The sequence below is a fragment of the Acetobacterium sp. UBA5834 genome (assembly GCF_002435675.1).
Classification (GTDB): Bacteria; Bacillota; Clostridia; order Eubacteriales; family Eubacteriaceae; genus Acetobacterium; species Acetobacterium wieringae.
The window spans coordinates 53,769-74,089 of record NZ_DJGY01000009.1 but is presented as its reverse complement, the minus strand read 5'-3'; the positions used below and the strand labels follow the sequence as shown (position 1 = coordinate 74,089).

General features: G+C 44.2%; 16 protein-coding genes. 2 read left to right on the top strand and 14 right to left on the bottom strand.

Annotated elements, in window-relative coordinates:
* Positions 1-64: 64 nt before the first annotated feature.
* The 7 genes from nadC to modA all read right to left on the bottom strand — a co-directional run bounded on the left by nadC (position 65) and on the right by modA (position 7,231).
* Positions 65-940: a carboxylating nicotinate-nucleotide diphosphorylase gene (gene nadC / locus B3F51_RS01835; RefSeq protein WP_286945149.1), complete on the bottom strand. Its 876-nt coding sequence runs from the start codon at positions 938-940 to the stop codon at positions 65-67.
* Positions 918-2,219: an L-aspartate oxidase gene (locus tag B3F51_RS01830; RefSeq protein ID WP_286945147.1), complete on the bottom strand. Its 1,302-nt coding sequence runs from the start codon at positions 2,217-2,219 to the stop codon at positions 918-920. Before B3F51_RS01830 ends, nadC begins: the two co-directional genes overlap by 23 nt.
* 13 nt (positions 2,220-2,232) lie before the next feature.
* Positions 2,233-3,141, bottom strand: a complete 909-nt coding sequence (nadA, locus tag B3F51_RS01825) for a quinolinate synthase NadA (protein WP_286945145.1) — start codon at positions 3,139-3,141, stop codon at positions 2,233-2,235.
* Positions 3,142-3,244: 103 nt separating this feature from the next.
* A complete protein-coding gene (locus tag B3F51_RS01820) occupies positions 3,245-4,228 on the bottom strand; it encodes a CHAD domain-containing protein (protein ID WP_286945143.1) in 984 nt (327 codons plus the stop codon).
* Between the two features lie 354 nt (positions 4,229-4,582).
* Complete coding sequence (locus B3F51_RS01815; RefSeq protein ID WP_286945141.1) at positions 4,583-5,656, bottom strand: sulfate/molybdate ABC transporter ATP-binding protein; 1,074 nt, start codon at positions 5,654-5,656, stop codon at positions 4,583-4,585.
* Between the two features lie 3 nt (positions 5,657-5,659).
* On the bottom strand, positions 5,660-6,343 hold the full coding sequence (modB, locus tag B3F51_RS01810; RefSeq protein ID WP_070370003.1) for a molybdate ABC transporter permease subunit: 684 nt from the start codon (positions 6,341-6,343) through the stop codon (positions 5,660-5,662).
* A 93-nt stretch (positions 6,344-6,436) separates the two neighbouring features.
* A complete protein-coding gene (gene modA, locus B3F51_RS01805; protein ID WP_070370002.1) occupies positions 6,437-7,231 on the bottom strand; it encodes a molybdate ABC transporter substrate-binding protein in 795 nt (264 codons plus the stop codon).
* A 312-nt stretch (positions 7,232-7,543) separates the two neighbouring features.
* On the opposite strand from modA, the gene B3F51_RS01800 reads away from it, so the two are divergent.
* Positions 7,544-8,065 carry a helix-turn-helix domain-containing protein gene (locus B3F51_RS01800; RefSeq protein ID WP_070370001.1) on the top strand — a complete coding sequence of 174 codons (522 nt, stop codon included), beginning with the start codon at positions 7,544-7,546 and terminating at the stop codon, positions 8,063-8,065.
* A gap of 321 nt (positions 8,066-8,386) precedes the next feature.
* Here B3F51_RS01800 and dxs read toward each other — a convergent pair whose 3' ends face one another.
* From dxs to B3F51_RS01765, 7 genes are all read right to left on the bottom strand, one after another.
* Positions 8,387-10,288, bottom strand: a complete 1,902-nt coding sequence (dxs, locus tag B3F51_RS01795; RefSeq protein WP_263992941.1) for a 1-deoxy-D-xylulose-5-phosphate synthase — start codon at positions 10,286-10,288, stop codon at positions 8,387-8,389.
* A 119-nt stretch (positions 10,289-10,407) separates the two neighbouring features.
* Positions 10,408-13,167 carry a bifunctional diguanylate cyclase/phosphodiesterase gene (locus tag B3F51_RS01790; protein ID WP_148637330.1) on the bottom strand — a complete coding sequence of 920 codons (2,760 nt, stop codon included), beginning with the start codon at positions 13,165-13,167 and terminating at the stop codon, positions 10,408-10,410.
* Between the two features lie 145 nt (positions 13,168-13,312).
* A complete protein-coding gene (locus B3F51_RS01785) occupies positions 13,313-14,743 on the bottom strand; it encodes an APC family permease (protein WP_250934635.1) in 1,431 nt (476 codons plus the stop codon).
* Between the two features lie 353 nt (positions 14,744-15,096).
* Positions 15,097-15,624 carry a hypothetical protein gene (locus B3F51_RS01780; RefSeq protein WP_070369997.1) on the bottom strand — a complete coding sequence of 176 codons (528 nt, stop codon included), beginning with the start codon at positions 15,622-15,624 and terminating at the stop codon, positions 15,097-15,099.
* Positions 15,625-15,823: 199 nt separating this feature from the next.
* Positions 15,824-16,747 (bottom strand): alpha/beta hydrolase, encoded by a 924-nt coding sequence (locus B3F51_RS01775; protein WP_286945137.1) that lies wholly within the window; start codon positions 16,745-16,747, stop codon positions 15,824-15,826.
* Positions 16,748-16,754: 7 nt separating this feature from the next.
* The gene (locus B3F51_RS01770; protein ID WP_070369983.1) at positions 16,755-17,381 is read right to left on the bottom strand and encodes a TetR/AcrR family transcriptional regulator; all 627 of its coding nucleotides are present in this window, start codon (positions 17,379-17,381) and stop codon (positions 16,755-16,757) included.
* Between the two features lie 189 nt (positions 17,382-17,570).
* Complete coding sequence (locus B3F51_RS01765; protein WP_242871567.1) at positions 17,571-18,308, bottom strand: flavin reductase; 738 nt, start codon at positions 18,306-18,308, stop codon at positions 17,571-17,573.
* A gap of 217 nt (positions 18,309-18,525) precedes the next feature.
* Here B3F51_RS01765 and ade point away from each other — a divergent pair, with 217 nt between their 5' ends.
* Positions 18,526-20,241 (top strand): adenine deaminase, encoded by a 1,716-nt coding sequence (ade, locus tag B3F51_RS01760; RefSeq protein ID WP_250934626.1) that lies wholly within the window; start codon positions 18,526-18,528, stop codon positions 20,239-20,241.
* Positions 20,242-20,321 lie beyond the last annotated feature (80 nt).

Here is a 20,321-nt window from a genome sequence, read left to right as displayed (position 1 = left end):
TAAACTGGCATTTATAAGTGCGTCGGGGGTGTCTCAATAATTATAGTGAACAATGATGGCGCCGTCAATTTCTATTTTTCATCAACGAATCCGATAAGATTTTCAGATTTTTCATCGATAAATCAAGAATTGGCGAAGAATGGGTAAGGGCACCGCAGGAAATAAAGTCCACTCCAATTTGCCCAAGCTCTTTTAACCGATCTTCCGTCACATTGCCGGAGCATTCGCTGATAGCCCGACCATCGATAATTTTAATGGCGGCTTTCATGGTGTCCGCATCCATATTGTCGAGCATGATAATGTCGGCACCGGCCTCCAGCGCTTCACGAAGCATTTCCAGATTTTCAACTTCGACCTCGATCTTTCGCACAAAGGAAGCAGCTGTCCTGGCCGCCGCAACGGCTTCTTTGACGCCACCGGCTGCATTGATGTGATTGTCTTTAAGCAGTATCCCATCGGACAGATTGGTGCGGTGGTTGGATCCGCCGCCAACGGTTACGGCATATTTTTCAAAAATCCGCATAGTGGGGGTCGTTTTACGGGTGTCCAGCAGTCTGGTTTTGGTACCAGCCAAATAACTCACCAGTTTTCGGGTGTGCGTGGCGATACCACTCATCCGCTGCAGATAATTAAGCGCTGTCCGCTCACCGGAGAGGAGGGTTCGGGCATCAGCAAAAACAATCGCCAGTAGCTCACCAGGGGTGACGGCATCACCATCACTGACAAAGGTTTCTACTCTGGCGCTGGGTTCCAGCAGTTCAAATACCCGCCGATAAACGTCCAAACCGGCAATGATCCCGGTCTCTTTGGCAACCAGTTCAACCTGGGCCTTGATCCCGGCGGCAATGACCGCATTCGTGGTAATGTCCTCACAGGGGATGTCCTCCTGCAAGGCCTGTAAAAGGTGTGGATCCATATTAAGCTTTATCAATTCGTTCAATCACTTTACTCCTTTCGATTTCGTCCAGAATGATGGTTTTATAGGCCAGGCGCAACTGTTCCAAATCTTTATACTCCGTCAGATCAAGAATGGGATGGCTGACCTCGCTTATGACCTGATAATTGGCAGTAGTGTCCCGGGCTGCCCGTTTGGCAAAGACCAGGCTTTCCAGCAGTGAATTGCTGGCCAGCCGGTTGGCGCCGTGAACCCGGTTGCAGCTGATTTCACCGACGGCATAAAGATGGTCCATGGAAGTTCGACTGTTGAGGTCGACCTTGATTCCGCCCATAAAATAATGCTGGGCCGGAGTAACCGGAATACACTCCCGGGTAATATCATAGCCTTCTTCCAGACAATGTTTAAAGATATTGGGGAAGCGATGGGTAATGACCTCCCGGCCCATGTCCTGCATCGACAGCCAGACAAAATCACTTTCATCCTGTTCCATTTGCTCATGGATCGCTTTGGTCAGCAGATCACGGGGCAGTAGTTCATCCACAAAACGCTGCATTTTGCGATTGTACAGCACCGCCCCCTCGCCCCGAACCGATTCAGAAATCAGAAACCGACGTCCGGGTTTCCGGGAATATAGGGTAGTGGGGTGGATTTGAATATAGCTGATATTTTCAAGCGTTATCTGACGTTTTAATGCAATAGCAATGGCATCCCCGGTGAGGTGAGCCAGGTTGGTGGAGCTGTGAAACAGCCCGCCCAGTCCGCCGGTAGCCAGCACCACGTAGTCCGAATGGTAGAGCTTTATGCTGCCGTCCCGATCACAGGCCACCACCCCCGAACATTGGTTATCCTGACAGATCAGATCCACCATCGCCATGTTTTCGACGATGGTAATGTTGGGTCGACTTTTGACCTGGGCCAGCAATTTACTGGTGATTTCGGCGCCGGTCAGATCTTCATGATAAAGAATCCGGGCTTGGGAATGGGCCCCTTCTCTGGTATAAACCAGCTCGCCATCCTTCGTTTCAAACTCGACCCCCAGTGCAATCAGATCGGTGATTATTTGCGGGGAATTGCGAATCATCACATCCACCGAGGCCGGATCATTTTCATAATGCCCGGCTTTCATGGTATCTTCAAAAAAACTATTGTAATCATCGGCATCCCGCAATACACAGATCCCGCCTTGGGCCAGATACGAATCACTTTCATCCGCAGCTGCTTTGGTGAGCATCAATACCTGTTTGGTTACAGGAATATTCAAGGCGTAAAATAAACCCGATACGCCAGTTCCCACAACAATAATATCGGTTTTCCCGTTCATTGCCGGTACTCCCTTATTTGGCCAGTTCCAGCATTTTTTCCAACGCCAGAACGGCCCGGTTTCGGGTCTCCTCATCGACTTCCATTTGGTTGATGCCGTTTTCCAGTGCATAAGCAACCTTCGCCAGGGTGATCTTTTTCATGTTCGGACAGATCTGATTTTGATTGATGGTATAGAATTTTTTGTTGGGATTATTTTTTCTGAGTTGGTGCAAAATACCGATTTCGGTGCCGATAATAAATTCATCGGCATCGCTGGCCGTGGCATAGTCAATGATTCCGGCAGTACTCCCGACATAATCGGCAGCACCGATTACCGTCATCGTGCATTCAGGATGCACCAGCACCTTGGCATTGGGGTGGGCAGCTTTGGCCGCTTCTACCTCGTCAATCATGATTTCGTCGTGGACATGACAATAGCCATCATTGAAGATGAAATTTTTTTCCGGCACCTGACTGGCAATGTACTGGCCGAGGTTTTGATCCGGCACAAAATAAATATTTTGCTGGGGCAGGGCTCTGACAATTTTTAAGGCGTTGGAGGAGGTCACACAGACATCCACCGCTTTTTTGATTTCGGAGGTTGAATTGATATAGCAGACCACCGCCAGATCCTCATAGTTCTGCCGAACCTCGGCAATTTTCTCAAGGGATGCCATGTGAGCCATGGGACAGTCCGCAAGGGCTTCCGGCATGATCACGGTTTTTTCGGGGCTTAGAATCTTTGCACTTTCGCCCATAAAGGTTACCCCGCAGAAGACAATCACCTTTTGGGGCAGCTCGACGGCAATTTTGCTGAGATAATAGGAATCACCGATATAATCTGCAATTTCCTGAATTTCATCATTAACATAGTAATGGGCCAGGATCACTGCATCTTTTTCTTTTTTGAGTTTTTCTATTTTTAACAAGCGCTCTTTCACTTTTTTATGCCTCCACCTTTAATCGGATTTTCATGATTAAAAGTATAGCACGTATCTTTACAACTGACAAGCTGACTGTAAAGTTTATTTGAAATATTGACGTTTATTTCTGAACTACCGTACCGACTTTTTCACTAAACTTTTTGATCTTGCGGTTACCCGCCATCATCTGCCAACCGATGACGATACCGGCCTGATAATGAAGTTGACAATCATCACAATCTGCGACCAGTTGTTCAAGCAGGTGCTGGTTGGCAAAGACATCGTGATAGTAGCCCAGATCATCCTGCATTTTTTCAAAGGCGTTCATCGATTTACGGGTTTTTTGATCAAGAATCGAAGACAGCTGTTCAATAACATAGCGGAGTTTTTTACTCTTGATGCGCACCCGATGAATGGCCTGCTGATCCTTTATCTCCAGCGTTTTCATGCTCCGTCTGATTTTTTTATGCCAGTTGGCAATCTGCTTTTTTGTATAGTCTTTGATCGAACCATGCAAATCCGACGCCGTTTCGTCCCAAGGCTCATTGAGTTTCCAGATCCAGATGTCCAGTAACTCCAGGGCAAAGTCATCGGTTTTGAGTGCCACCATTAAATGGTCGAAGGCCGCTTCCCGTTTTTCTTTTAGGAAACTTTTTATTTCCCCAAAACAATCGATCTCTAAAACGCTCTCTTTTTCGATTTCGGCAATCCCTTCCAGCAACACATCCAATTGTCTTACTTCACCGAATTGCCCGGCCATTTGTCTGAGCGTATCCTGTTGCCGTTGATAGTGTTCGGCCTTAAATAGCGGCGCAAAAAAAGCCAGAATAGCCCGAAACCTGCGAATCCGCACCCGCACCTGATGAACCCCCTCGGGATCACTGGGATTTTCAAAAAAATAATCATAAGCATTAATGATTTCATTAAATCCACTTTTCATAATGAGCTCCGCTGCAGGAACCAGCTTCTTTTTAGCTTTGATAGTCGGGCTTGATTGACCGACTACCCATACTGATTTGATCGGCGGTATCTGGGGCAACCGTAAGCCTTTATCATAACGTCCCTGATTTTCATGCAACAACCGTGACAGCTTTTCCATCATCATCGTCTTTTCCTGCCTTTCAAACTTCTTTATCATTCCTTATATACCCACTGTTTTTCTAAAGCAATGCTTTGATCCCTTGTTTTTGCAAACAAAAAAGAAATCAACAAAAGCTGATTTCTTGAGGTTGTCGATAAACTACCGTACCGACCAATTGTTAATCTGTTGTATGCGCACAATTCGTACAGTTGCTATTAAAGATTCGGCTAATTATAGGCGTTCAGCGCAACTGTTCGCCTTGAGGCACACAACATGATCTAACAATTGTCGGTACTGGGTTAGCTTTTTTGACAGTCTGAAGAAATCAACAAAAGCTGATTTCTTTTTTTCTCACAATGAGACCGTCTCCGGCTCGTTTTATTCGGTTACAAAAAATACGGATTCCGGGTTGATCTCGATCTCGTATGGTTGCGCTTGATCAAATAGACGATCCCGCTCTTCTCTGCTGATCTCCGCCTGAAGATGATAATCATCCAGGCTTTTAGCCGGGGAACCAATTTTTAGATATAGCGAGGTTCGAAATGGGCCATCACTCTCATCGGCGATGTACACCTTGAAGCGATTGATCCCGGAATATTCCGGATTATTGATAAACTTGACCTGATTTGCCCGAACTCCCATATACCCGGATTCCGCTACAATTTTCATGGTGGTTTGCATCGTTACACCCCATTTTGGAATATCCAACAGGTAATCAGAGCAGCGGCGGGCCTTGATTAGATTTTTGCAGCCGGTAATTTTAGCCGTTTCCAACGAGGCCGGATGCTTGAAAATCACGTCTTTGTGTCCCAATACTTCCAGCTTCCCGGTATTAAAGATGGCGATATGGTCAGCCAGCCGGTAGGCTTCCTCGCGGTTGTGGGTGACAAACAGGGTTAATCCCGTAAATTCTTTCAGTGATTCGACCATTTCTTTCATCATGTGATTTCTAAGATGGACATCGAGTGCTGAAAAAGGTTCATCCAGCAAAAGAATATCCGGTTCAACTGCCACTGCTCTGGCCAGCGCTACCCGCTGCTGCTGCCCCCCGGATATTTGAGTCGGGTAGCGATTACCAATATCACCCAAATGATACTTTTCCATTAACGCATCGACCCGTCGTTTTTTTTCATTTTTCGGCAAATGATCCAAGCCAAAGGCAATATTCTGAACCACCGTCATGTTGGGAAAGAGGGCATAATTCTGAAAGAGAAACCCCACCTTTCTTGCTCCCATCGATAAATTGATTTTTTTTTGCGAATCAAAAAAGGTTTTTCCATTAATGATAATCTGGCCTTGATCGGGTTTCACCAATCCAGCGATACACCGCAAAAGCATGCTTTTGCCAGACCCGGAGGCACCTAGAATACCGATGATCTCTTCCTCCGATTGGAGTTTTACTGCCAGCTGAAAATCGTATAAATTCTTTTTTATGTCAATCATAAACGCCATCGATTAACCTCCAAAGCCCCGTTGCTGTTTCTTTTTGCGACTCTCCCAATAATTATTGATCACCAGCACCGTTAACGAAATGGCAAAGATAATCAGCACCCAGATCAACGCTACCTGCATCTCGCCACCTTGGGTGGCAAAATAAATGGCAATGGGAATGGTTTCCGTTTTTCCGGGAATACTGCCAGCCACCATCAGGGTTGCTCCAAATTCGCCGAGACAGCGGGCAAAGGTCAGGGCGGTCGCTGCGGCGATTCCCGGCCGGGCTACCGGGACGGCGACCCGCCAGAATACCTTGACTTCTGAGGCGCCCAGGGTTCTGGCGGCACTGAGAATATTGGGATCAATCTGTTCAAAGGCACCCATGGTGGTTTTATACATCAATGGAAATGCGACCACCACCGCCGCAATTACGGCAGCATACCAGGAAAAAATAATGTTGACTCCAAATATTTCTAAGAAATTGCCAATTGGTCCATTCTTGCCAATTAACAGTAAAATCCCAAACCCGGCGACAGTTGGCGGTAAAACCAACGGAAGGGTTAAAATGCCATCGATCAGGCCCTTCCAGCGACCATTATAATTGGTCATCAGCCAGGCAATCACCAGCCCCAGAAAAAAGACAATGGCCGTGGCGGTCAAGGTAACCTTGATTGAAATCCATGCTGGCGAAAAATCGAACCCCATTCTAACTTCTCCCTCTACTTCTTGCTGGCATCCACATAAAACTGTGCGATGATGCGGGCAAATGATCACTACTGATGGCTCTCACCAGTTTCTTTATAAAATCGTAAAACCGTATTTCTCAAATACTGCTTTTGCTGCATCGCTGCTTAAATAGGTTACAAATGCCACTGCCGCATCATTATTTTTACTGGCTTTTACAACGCCAGCCGGATAAATAATCGCTTTATGAGAATCAGCCGGAGCAGTGGCTGCGATCTTGACATTACTTGATGCCCGAGCATCGGTTGAATAGACAACACCGGCATCGACATTTGCTGTTTCGACCCAGGTTAGGACTTCTTTAACATCCTTCCCATAAATAATTTTACTCTGAATCTGTTCCATTATATTATAAAAATTAAATACGTCAACTGCATATTGACCAACTGGCACACTACTTGGTTCACCGATACCAATTTTTGTAATCGCTGGATCGACCAATTGATCAAAACTGGTGATGGTGGCGGTTGAGTCTTTTGGCACGACCAGAACAACTTCATTTCCCAATAGATTCTTGATCGTATCGTCATTCATCAATTGGGCATCTTTTAATGTTGTCATATCTTTAGCTGATGCGGACATAAAGACATCCACTTCTGCACCCTGCTGAATCTGCTGAGCCAGCGATCCCGACGAACCAAAATTAAGCGTCAAGGTGGTTTCCGGTGACTCTTCTAAATACAGACTCTGAATTTCGGTCATGGCCTCCTTTAAGCTGGCCGCCGCAGAAATAGTCAGTGCTACCGGTTCTGATTTCTTTTCCTCCTTGGCTGCAGGCTGACAACCAGCCAGGGCAAAAATCAAAGACATGAAAACAACCAGAACAAGACCTCTTTTTAACAACTTCATCTCATTTCTCCTTTTCACTTTTTTCATTATGTTTTGTTATGTTTTGATATTTTCCATTATACAAAACAGAATTGTCCGAGTCAAATGATTATTCTGTATTTTTCATGTACATTCACATCCTGTTTTTTCTTTAATTAACTGTAAATGGGCATTTTAATTCTTTAATATTCGCCCAGGATTGGTTATAATAGATGTAACCATGGAATTGTGAGGAACTTATTACTTCCTGGACTGGCTTAATTTCAAAATTTTCAGAAGTTTTTCCGAACTCACAATTAGTCAATCGATACATAACAAAAGGAGGCGATCATCGTGAATGACGAACTTTTATACACCCCAGAAGAAATCAGCCAAAAACTAAAGATCACCAAGAATACGGTTTACGAGATGGTCAAACGGGGGGATCTTGAAGCCCATCGCCTGGGCAAGCATCTGCGCATTTCCCAGTCCCAGTTCGATAATTATTTACTCAAATCAAAGGGTTCCGCCAATCAGTATCAGGGCACGGTGTTTATGGAAGGTGATGATCAATTTGTCAAAATTGATGATGTCAATATCCATGTTCACACCGATTTAACCGGAGCGGTTAAGCTTTCAATCCGACCGGAGGACATCATTCTCAGTCTTGAACCATTTACCAGCAGCGCCCGAAATATTTTTAAAGGGCAGGTGGTGGATCTGATTGATAATGCTGATGGCGTCAAAGTTATTTTAGACATCGGGATTCCAATCATGTCCCTGATTACCAGAAAATCGCTGGAAAACATGAAGATCAGCAAGGGCTGTGAGCTTTATGCAGTCTTTAAAACAATGTCGATTACTGTCTATAAATAGTTAATGCTGATCTGATAATAATTCTGGCATGCCCAGCAAATCATTGCAAAATAAAAACGGCTTACGCCGTTTGAGGTTGTCGAAAAACTAGCCGTACCGACCAATTGTTAATCTGTTGTACGCTGCGCCATGCGAAATCCGCTTTGCTCCTTTCGCATTGGTCGCGGGCAGTCGCCAACTACAAGCAAGCTTGTGATTGGCTCGTTGCCTACGCGCAAATCGGACAGGCGATGCCGTGTCCGCTCCGATGCGTACAACATGATGTAACAATTGTCGGTACTCGGTTATCTTTTTGACAGTCTGAAACGGCTTACGCCGTTTTTATTTTGCCTTCGATATTTCTGCGATTTCAGCAGCGATCTGCGGTGGTAAAAATCCGCAATAGCCATCTAATGCCGCCAGATCGCCCTGTTCCATCAAGGGGTCTTCGATGGCTCGGATTCTTATCGTATCCGGCTTGCAACCATCGTGCTGGGCGATGGCCGCAGCCAGCTTTTCGCCGATTCCGCCGCTGCGGATGCCCTCTTCCAAAACATAAACAAGCCTCGGCTGACCAATCAGCGACAGGATTTTTTGACTATTTAGCGGATAAACCTGAATCAGTTTGATTAGGCGAATCCGGTGGTTCGCTTTTAATAATTGGACTGCTTCATAGACATTTTTTGTGATACGGCCATAGGTGACCATCACAATTTCCGGATCTCCCTGGTTGCGCCCTGTGTCATCAAAGTCCTGATAACAAAACTCGCCGCAAAGATTAAAACCGCTGCGATCGTATTGCTGCTGGGCGCCTTTGGGATAGCGGATGATCGCCAGCTTCGGCGCTTCAAAACAGGTCGCAAAACTCTGCTTCATTTCATCGTAGGTCTCCGGACTGTAGATTTCAATTCCCGGGATGGTAGACAGATAAGAACAATCATAAATTCCCTGATGGGTAATGCCATCGCCGGGTACCAGTCCACACCGATCCAGAGCCATGATCAGCGGCAACTTCTGAATGGCCGCATCATGAATCAGTTGATCATAGACTCGTTGGACAAAGGTTGAATAAATGGCGCATACTGGCGTTTTCCCATTGGCTGAGAGACCGGCAGCAAAGGTGACGGCGTGTTCTTCGGCAATCCCGACATCATAAAAACGCCGGGGATGGGTCAGGCTGAAATGATCCAGTCCGGTGCCCCCAGTCATCGCTGCGGTAATCGCACAAATAGAATCGTCCGCGTTGGCCGCCGCCACCATTATTTTTCCAAACTGAGCCGAAAAACTATCTTCAGATGCTTTTTTTTCAATCCCCTTAACCTGGTCGAAGGGACCCGATGAGTGATACATTTCCGGATGTTCTTCGGCATGGACATAGCCCTTTCCCTTGACGGTATGAACATGAACCAGACAGCAGTTGGTTTTACTTTTGGCTTCGCTCAGTACCGATTCCAATTTTTTAAGATCACAACCATCAACCGGCCCCAAATAATCCAGGCCCAGATGTTCAAAAAAATTCTCGGCAACCACCCGTTTTTTAATGTGTTTTTTTAGTTTACGGGTGCCTTCAATCAGACCATCGCCGATGGTGGGGATCTTGTGTAACAACGACTGTGTCTGGTGTTTTAAATTGAAATAATTCTGACTGTTTCTAATTTTTGATAAGTAATTCGAAAGTCCGCCGACATTTTCTGAAATTGACATCTCATTGTCGTTAAGAATTATAATCAGTCGCAGATTTTTTTTATTACAATTATTCAGCGCTTCATATATCATCCCATTGGTAAACGAGCCATCGCCGACAACCGCAATGACATAATTCTCCTTGCCATCCAGCTGATTGGCCATCGCCAGACCCAGGGCAGCTGAAATCGAGGTGCCACTGTGACCAGCGCCAAAAGCGTCTTTATCGCTTTCTTTGCGATTGGTAAAACCGGAAATCCCATTCCACTGCCGCAAGCTGCTAAAGACCTGCTGTCGACCGGTTAACAATTTATGGGTATAACACTGGTGCCCGACATCAAATACAATTTGATCTTCCGGGTTATTGAAAACCCGATGAATGGCCAATGTTGTTTCAACAATACCCAGATTGGAAGCCAGATGCCCACCATTTTTTGATACCGTTTCTAAAATTCGATTCCGTAACTCCCCGGCCAGATTTTTAAGCTCGGCATCAGACAGGCCGATTAAATCCTGGGGAGACAAAATATTTTCTAATAAAGTCAATTTGAATCCTTTCACCGTTTCTTCCCTTTCATCGATTATAAAAAGGAATCATCGTAACACTTGCCATTAATTAAGCATTTTTTTAAGGTCAACACCTTCGTTTTCAATCATACCACATTATGCGATACTTTTCTTTAATCCACTTGATTCTGCTCAGTGATCAAAATTTCAAAGTCCTTAACCGAAAGCGGCTTTGAAAAATAATACCCTTGTATTTCATGACAATTATTTTCTTTTAAAAACAAAAACTGTTCGTGCGTTTCAACGCCTTCGGCAATCACGTGAAGTTCCAATTGGGCAGCCAGGTTCAGAATTGTCTTGGCAATGCTGCCGCTATCATTTTCCGGATAATCTTTAATAAACTCCCGGTCAATTTTCAGTTTGTCAAAATTCAGATTCTGCAGATATTTTAGTGATGAATAGCCAGTGCCAAAGTCATCGATGGCAACCTTAACCCCCAATGCTTTGATCTGCTCCAACTGGCTGCCGGTTCCGACCATGTTTTCCACCAGAATTCCCTCGGTAATCTCAATTTCCAATAATTCTGCGGGCATTTGATATTTTTCCAGCAGTTCCTTGATGATTTTAGGCAGATCTGATTTTTTAAATTGAACTGGAGACAGGTTAACAGCCACTCCTAGAGGTTCATTGGTCAGCTGTTGCCATTTTTGGTTTTGCCGAATGGCTTCTTCCAAAACCCAATTTCCGATGGGAATGATTAAATTTGTCCGTTCGGCGACGGGTATAAAGTCCCCCGGGCTGACCTGGCCGAGATTTTTGTTATGCCACCGCAGCAATGCTTCACTGGCAATAATGGCTCTGCTGCCGACCTGAACCTGAGGTTGATAATTTAAACTGAGCTCATTGTTTTCCAGAGCACTTCGCAGCTCTGTTTCCAGTTTCAGATTATTGAGATAGTTTTCACGGATTTCTTTTTCATAGAAAACATAGGTATTATCGCCGGTTTGCAGCGCATAATTTTTGGCAATATTTGCGTATTCAATCAGTTTTTCAAGATCAGCGCTGTCATCCTGAAAAACGGCGATTCCTATTGACACATTTAAGTAAACCTTCTCGGTATCAATTTCGATCGGTTCTCTGATATAGGTTATCATTTTATTCATTAAATGTCCCATTTCCAGCTTATCATTGCTGTTGATACGGGCCATTATAAACTGGTCTTTGTGCAGAATTCCCAGTAGATCCGTAGCGCTCAAAAAAGTCTGAATCCGCCGGGAAACTTCATTGATTAAAATGGCACCTGATTTTTTTCCCAAATTATCATACAGCGTATTAAAATTTGTAACCTGAAGCACCACGACAGCCATCCGATCAATCTGCTTGATGTATTCCCGGACTTTCATTTCAAAAAGCACCTGGGTAGGTAACCCGGTGGCTTCGTCATAATGTTTAATTTTATTGATGGCCTCTTCGGTAATTCGGACACTGGTTAAATCTTCAAAAACTTCCAGAAAATTACTGAGAGTATTGCTTTTTCGATCAAACATTTTTGAGATCGAAATATATTTGGGATAAGTGGTGCCGTCTTTTCGTTGATCGGTAATTTCACCCTTCCAGTTTCCTTCTTCATTAACGGTCTCCCAGATTTTGCTGTAGATCTCCCGAAGCGTTTTAGCTGTTTTTAAATCAATGGGCTTTTTACCCAAGGCTTCACCTTCGGAATAGCCAGTGATGGTCGAAAATGCCTTATTAACATAAACAATCTGCATGTCGGCATCCATGATCATAATCCCTTCCTTGGCATTTTTAAAAATGCCATCGGTTATTTTTTCCCGGGATCTGGCTTCTTTCCTGATCAGCAACAACCATGAAACAATCACACTGATAATACATAAAACCAGAATCAACAAAACGGCAATGAGCACAATGGTTCGGTTATCCTCATTGGTGAAAACCCCCAGTACATCCAGGGGTACAGCCCCAACCAAGACCCAATGCAGGTTTTGATAGCCTTTTAAGGGATAGATCGGAGTGTAAAAATACAGGTCTCTGCCGTCATCATAATAACCGCTGCCTTTGTTTAGGATAGCCTGCCAGATTTCCGGATTTTCCTGGCTGAATGAGATCCTTTGCTGATCACCATACATAAAGGAAAAATCCTTGTCGCTGTTTTCACTAAGCAGATAGTAGCCTTCATTATTTAACAGCAGTATTTTCATGTCCATATTGCTTTTGGAATCATTTTCGATCTGATCCAGCATATTCTTAGCCAGATAGTTTAACACCAGAATTCCCTGACGTTCGTTTTTATCGTTGAACACCGGCAGCACCAGCCGCATCAGTGGCTTAAGTGGTGTTTCAACAACGCCACTTTTCATGCTTAAATCCATCGGTGAAATATAAATTTCGCCGGGATTAAGCTTGATCCCTTCCTGAAAATAGGTCTGATCGCCCTTATATTCCAGCTCACTGTCTGCCACTGCTGTGGTACCATTTTCGACCTCATTGACCCGAACTTTTTCGTAGCCATCGACACCGATAAACCGGATGGAATCATAGATTTTTTTGTTGGTCATCATATTGGAAAAGATCCGTTTCAATTCGTTCTGAACATTGGCATCCGTCATATTGCCCACATAAGCTCTGATCTCACTGGAATTTAAAATAATGTTTCCATCTGACTTGATATCTTCAAAAATTGAATTGACGTTGACGCCAACAATTTCGCTGTTATTTAACTGTCTGATTTTAATGATATTTTTACCATTTTCGATATTGATGTTGATAAAAATCCCGGCAAAAATGGTCACAATCAGAAGTCCCGGCACAAAGATCATCAGAAAATTCGTAAGCATTTGTTTTATTCGTTTATTCTTGGAATCCATCATGACTATCCTTTCGATTTTCGTGATAATCGTTTCTTTGCCATTCATTATACTAAACTCGCAGAAGTGTTGCAATCAAATACCCATCCACTTAAAATCAATTTATAACACAAAGACAAACCACCACCGGGCAAAGTAGACCAGTGGTGGTTTGTTTTGTTTTATAATATTTTGATACGCAATCGGTTTAACGTTAGACAATTGGTGAATCAATGATCACCGGCTTATTCTTTACCCCCGTATCGCCTACCGCTTGACATCTTAAATTCATTTCATGAACATCGGCCGTTTCGAATAGTGAGATTTTTTTAATCACTTTTACCCAGATCACTGCGTAGGCAATCAGGATTGCAAACAGACCGAAGAATATTTTATAGACCAGCAATCGGGTGTCACCTTCGGCAATATGCCAGATCATATAGATGTTACCAACAATACATAGCAGCTGGGGAATCCCAAAGAAGGTCAGCTTTTTATTACGGCCAGGCATATCCGGGTATTTTCTTCGCAGGACCAACACTGAAATATTGACCAGAATATAGGATGCCAACCAGAAACATGAGGCCGCCAATAAAATTGTGGCTAAACCGGAAGACTGGGTAAAGCCGGTAATTAGCATTGCCAGGTCACCGACAAAAATCAGTACCAGCCCGGCCACCGGGATTTGATGTTTATTCTTTTTGGCAAATACCTTCGGCATCATCTCATCCTGGGCCATTCCCGATAATATTTTACTGACACTGCCCAGAACTGTATTGGCGGTACTGATTCCAGCCAGCAAGGTCACAATCCCCATCCAGTAGACACCAAATTGACCCAATAGATTTTCTGCAAATAACATATGCGGCATTTCTGAGCTGGCCAGGGCTTCCAGGGTAACATAATGGGTCATCCCAATCCCAAGCATGGCCTGAACTCCAAACAGCAATAATAGACCAAGAATCATTGACAGGGTTACATCACGTTTGGGATTCTTTAAATCCTTGGCGATGGGAATAACAAATTCAATGCCAATGAATAACCAGAATGCCAAAGCGGCCAGCGATGCATAGCCGCTGATCCCGGTTACCGGCGCTGGTGTTTGCTGGGCGGCGGTAATTACGGTTCCCGTTCCCAGATTAAAAAAGCTGATAATCCCCAGGGCAATCAATGAACCGATCAGTAATACAACCACAACATTTTGAACCTTGGCAAAAATATCGACCCCATTATAATTGACCATAAATAAAATTGCCAATAACACCACGCTGAGGACCGGGGCTGGAATCATTGGTAGGAAAATCTGATTGATTACCATTCCACACATTGCCATTTCCACCGATGACGCCAAAATCATGGTAATCACATAGGCGGAAAGGTTTGAAATAATGGATGCCACCGGGCCGAGTCCCGCCAGCGTATATTGTCCAAGACCCCCTTCCACCTCTGGCATGATGGCATGAAGCTCACCAAATGTCAGCGACAGCATCACATTTAAAAAAAGTACAATTCCTAACGAGATGATAAACCCGGAACCTGCCAAACCCATTCCCTGACCAAGTAAAAGCAAACAACTGGTTGCTACAATCAGACCAACACAGACTGATACCGCAGAGCCTAATCCCAATTTTTTCTGATTTTCCATAATAATCTCCTTCTTAATTTTTTTTGACACCTTATTCGTCATTGAAAAAGTGTCCCGATGGTGTGTTTTTTAAAATAAAAAGATGCCCAAACATCCTTTTGGATATTTGAGCACCCTTGCCCCCATTATTATTCAACTAATACAATCCACAATACACAAAAAATTCCGAGTTATATTTTTCATTATTTCCTGAAAAAAAACGCCTACAAGTAAGCTCATTTCTGCGAAAATAAAAAGACAAAACAAATGATTTCCTAAAAAGAAATCAGACTGCTTTGTCTTTCTGATCTTACTATACTCTATTTCATCCTGATCTTATTGTAAAAATCGGAACACTTTGAAATTTTATCCCATTATTCTTCAATTGGAATAATAATCTGGGCAATTTCCCGGCCTTTTCCTCTGACAAAGGTGACGGTGAGACTTTCACTCTCCGTTTCCAGAGCATAGGCAATACTTGCCGCACAACTCCCACCAATGGGCGTTTCCTGAATCATCCGCTTGGGATCCTTTATATTATAAGTCTCCAGCTCGTTACCCGCATCATCGCTAACCATAAAATCCCCTTGTGCCAAAAAGAAATCCATATTGTTTCGCTTTTCATAGCTGATATTTTCATAACTATAGTCAAGAAAGATAACCGCTTGGGGATTCGATTTGGAATTAGCATCTCTTTGTGGCGTTGTTCTGGCTCCGTTGATGGTCACACTGTAATCGCCATTGGCTGTGGTTATGACAAAGGGCTCATTTAATACCATTTCCGGCAGTTTTTTAGCGACAATGGGCTCCCTTTGCGCCGTAAAATAGTCGACAATGCCGCAACCTGAAAGTCCAAAGACTGTCAGAACAAAAAACAAAAGTATTATCCCCAGCTTTTTCATCTCCGACCTCCGTATGGTTAAATTATAGCCGTACTGTAAAAAGAAGGCAAGGATAATTCGAAATCTTATTTGTTTAGCTTTGCAAAATTTTCCAGTCAATAGGCTGATTCGTTAATAACACCATGCATTTTGAAGCATTCAAACCTTTTTTCTGCATAATCAGCTTTTCATAATAAACACTACTCATCTGATGAAAATCTCAATCCTTCAGTTTTTTTCTGATAAATTGACAAACCTCTTCCAGGGCCACCGTTGCCTCGGGAAACAGTGGTGCCAATAACGGAAAACAATGAAACATCCCCTTCCATACCTTTAATTGCACATCAACCCCGGCGGCTTTGGCTTTTTCGCCAAAACGGGTCGAATCATCTCTTAAGGTTTCGTTATCACCAACCTGAATAATCGTTGGTGGCAGACCACTTAAATCGCCAAATAATGGCGATGCATAGGGATGTTTGGGATCACCATTACCAGCGTAGTAGCCCAGATAGGTTTCATTTGCCCCTTTAGGTGTGCAGGGATCAGCCTTTGCCCGAGTTATATGGGACTCGCCCGAAATTGTCATATCGGTACACGGCGAAAATACGGCACAGGTTCCCGGTAAGGGGATTTTATCATCTTTACATTTTAAAAGGGTGGCCAGTGCGATCCCACCGCCCGCCGAATCACCAGCAAAGACAATATTTTCTGCTTGATACCCCTGTTCAAGAAGCCAACTGTAAATCGCTGCAGCATCATTGACAGCGGCCGGTGCCGGATGTTCCGGCGCCAGCCGATAGTCAAACACCAGGGCTTTAATTCCTAAGTACTTGACGAAATTCCCGACAATATTTCGGTGCGACCGGGCATTACCCATGACAAAACCGCCGCCATGAAAATAGAGTACCACTTTTTCATCCGGAGCATTTTCAATCTCAACCCATTCCGCATAAACCCCCGGATAGTCACTGGGGATAAAACTGATGCCCGGGATTGGTTTAAAAAAACGGGTGGCACTTTCATCACAGTCGCGACGCAATTTTTCGATTGAAGTGTTGTGATCAATCTCTTCCGGTCGTAATTTCCCTTTAAGGAGATGACGATATTTCAGTGTATAGTGCATCATTTTTGCTTTTGCAGTCATTCTAACTTTATTCCTCACTTTCTCTTTCAGTTTTAACTAAAAACATCGATGCGATCACCCGATAATCCAGTTTTACCTCACGATTATTATTGGTAGAATAATATATTGCCAGGCCATTAATACTCGTCCAGAAAAAAATAGCCAGCATTTTAGGATCTCCCGCTATAATCGTTCCTTCTTTTTGTCCCGCCGCCATAATTTTTTCGATGACCTGATATGGGATGTTCCGTTTTTCCTGAATCAGATCCTGGGCAGCCTGAGGGATTGCGGTTGAATTGGTGGCTTGGGTAATCAACCGACAAGTATCTAAAAATGTCTGGCTATTTTCAATAATCTCAACCAGTCTCTCCAAAGCAAAGCGGATTTTTTCACCGGGGTCGGCCTCCATATCACGGACCGAATAGGATGCTTCAATTGTTTTATCCAGTGCATCATTGATTAGATCTACAAAAATTTCTTCTTTTGATCCATAGTAATGATATAACAACCCTTGGGCAATACCTGCTTCAACTGCAATGTCCTGGATCCGGGTGGCAAATAACCCTTGTTTAACAAATTGTGACAACGCAGCTGTTCGAATTTTTTCTTTACGGGTTTCCCGCATTCTTTCATTTTGTTCCTTTGATCGAGCCATGCTTCCTCCCGGATGATATATTGAATATATATTCAATATATCATCCAGCGCCATTTTTGTCAATATCTCCACCTGATATTTTGCTAACGCTTTACGACCGCTATCATTAAACCACGCCTATACGATCTTTTGAGCAAATAAAAAAAACCATGCGACTTTTTCTCGCATGGTTTTCTCTCATGTTTTTTTCTATCGGGTTGCGTGATAATAAGCGTAGGTCATCGGTTCATCTTTGCTGAATCCATCGCCATCGACAACCTTGCCGATAAACATATAGTGGGTACCCAGATCAATTGTCTGCTCCACTTCACATTCTACAAAACAGAGCGTTTCCAACAAGCCGGGACAGCCTGTTTTGCCGGTAATATAGCTGAGATCTTTAAATTTATCGACATCTCTTCCACTCTGGTAACCGAAATGTTTGATCAGATCATGATTGTCTTTACCCAGAATGGAAACCCCAAAGACGCCGGATTCCCGGACATATTCTGAGGTCAAGGTTCCTTTTCCCAGGCAGACACTCGCTTTTAAGGGCGTGCTGGTAACCTGAATGAAGGTATTGGAGACCATCCCATTGAGTTTTTCATCCCTGACTGATGAAATAATATATAAACCGTAGCTGACATTGAATAATAAGGTCTGTAAGGCTTCTCTTTCTTTATCAGTTAAACCATCCTCGACTTCTTCAACCAGCACAAATTTTTCTGGTCCCACGCCGCAGACCGGGCAAACGTCAGGGGGAGTATCACCCACATGGATATAATTACAAACGGTACAACGCCATTTTTTCTCTTTAACAGGGGCAACAGCTTCCGTTTCTTCAATTAACACAAACTTATCCGGTCCCACCCCGCAGATCGGGCATTTGTCGGGCGGAGTATCACCTTCATGTACATAATTACATACTGTGCAGCGCCATTTTTTCATTTTGTTCACCACTTTCTTAGAATTACTCTCTACTTTATAATAATTATAATTTAAAAGTATCTTGAAGTACAGGAAAAAATTGATGTTCTGCTTCTCATTATAAACCTTTTTTGATTAGATTCATATCACTATTGCATTTTTTTGTAAAAAAAGGGCATATAAGAGCTTAGCATTATTCTTTGCCGCAAATAAATCACGAACCAAGATAGGATGGAACATGAAAAAATATAACGAATGTCTCAAAAAAAACATTGCTGTCGCCAATGGCTTTGAAAAAGCCGAACTGGTTTTCAAAAACGCTAAGATTCTCAACGTATTTTCTGAAGAAATCTGTGTTGGCGATCTGGCCGTTAACGATGGCACCATTGTGGGCATTGGAACGTATCAGGGTCTTGAAGAAGTGGATCTGGATGGCAAATATATTGTCCCTGGCTTTATTGACGCCCATATGCATATTGAATCCACCATGGTTACACCTTTCGAGCTGGCCCGGGCGATTGTTCCTACTGGCACCACCACGATCATCGCCGATCCCCATGAACTGGTAAATGTAGCTGGAAAATCCGGACTGGATTACTTACTAGCAGCCACCGAACAGATTCCTTTAAATGTTTTTGTGATGCTGCCCTCATCGGTACCCGCTACCCCCTTTGAAACCAATGGCGCAGGACCCTTTTTAGCCGCCGATATGCAAGCTTATCTTAATCATCCCCGGGTTCTGGGGTTGGGGGAAGTCATGTGTTATCCCGCTGTGCTGACTGGAGATCCGGTGATTCTTGACAAACTGACCCTGTGCCGCAACGCATTGGCTGATGGCCACGCCCCGGGGCTCTCCGGTAAAGCCCTGCAGGCTTATGCCAGCGCCGGAATCCACAGTGAGCACGAATCCACCAGTTGGTCCGAAGCCCTTGAAAAATTGCGGGCGGGCTTTTATATTCTGGTTCGGGAAGGTTCTGCCGCCAAAAACCTTCATGCCATCATCAGTGGCTTATTGGAAAGTGACTGTCCGATGGATCGATTCCTTTTCTGTACCGATGACAAGCATTTAGAAGATATTCATCGGGAGGGTCATATCCGATTTAATATTAAACAAGCCATCGATTTGGGCCTCTGCCCGATCAAGGCAATCAAGATGGCCACCATTAACACCGCCCAAGCCTATGGCCTCAGAAAACTCGGCGCCATTGCCCCGGGATACCAGGCCGATCTGGTAATCCTATCGGATCTGGGCACCATGCAGGTGAATCAGGTTTATCGGGATGGTCGGCTGGTGGATGATGCTACCTGGGCCCATCCGCCCCAGCACCCGATTGATCCTAAGCTGCTCGATTCGGTTCATATCCACACCCTTACGCCCGAAAAACTGCGACTCCCCCTTGGTCAAAAAAATCATGTGATCGAGATTATCAAGGATCAGATTGAAACCCACCATCTGATTGAAACCCTGCCAGGAATTGATGGCACCTTTTGTCCCGACGAAAACTATGATAAGCTGTGTGTCATTGAACGGCATGGCCACTCCGGCAACGTCGGTGTTGCTGCCATTAAGGGCTTTGGCATCCGCAATGGGGCCATTGCCACCACTGTCGCCCATGATTCTCACAATATGATTGTCGTTGGCGATAATGATGCGGATATTTTGCTGGCAGTTAAGCACCTTGCAGAAATTGGTGGCGGTTATGTGGTAGCAGGCAATCACCGCATCATCGGTTCGGTGCCGCTGACTCTGGCTGGTCTGATCAGTCTTGAGCCCGGAGACCTGGTTCAGAAAAAGGTGTCCGCACTCATTGCCAGCGCCCATCAATTAGGCGTCGCTTCCGGGGTTGATCCGTTTATCACCCTTTCTTTTATGGCCCTGCCGGTAATCCCCGCCTTGCGCCTGACCGATCTGGGACTTTTTGATGTAGAAGCCTTCCAATTGATTAACGACTAACCAAAAAAAGACAGCCATAAACTGTCTTTCAAACTGTCAAAAAAAATAACCTAGTACCGACAATTGTTACATCATGTTGT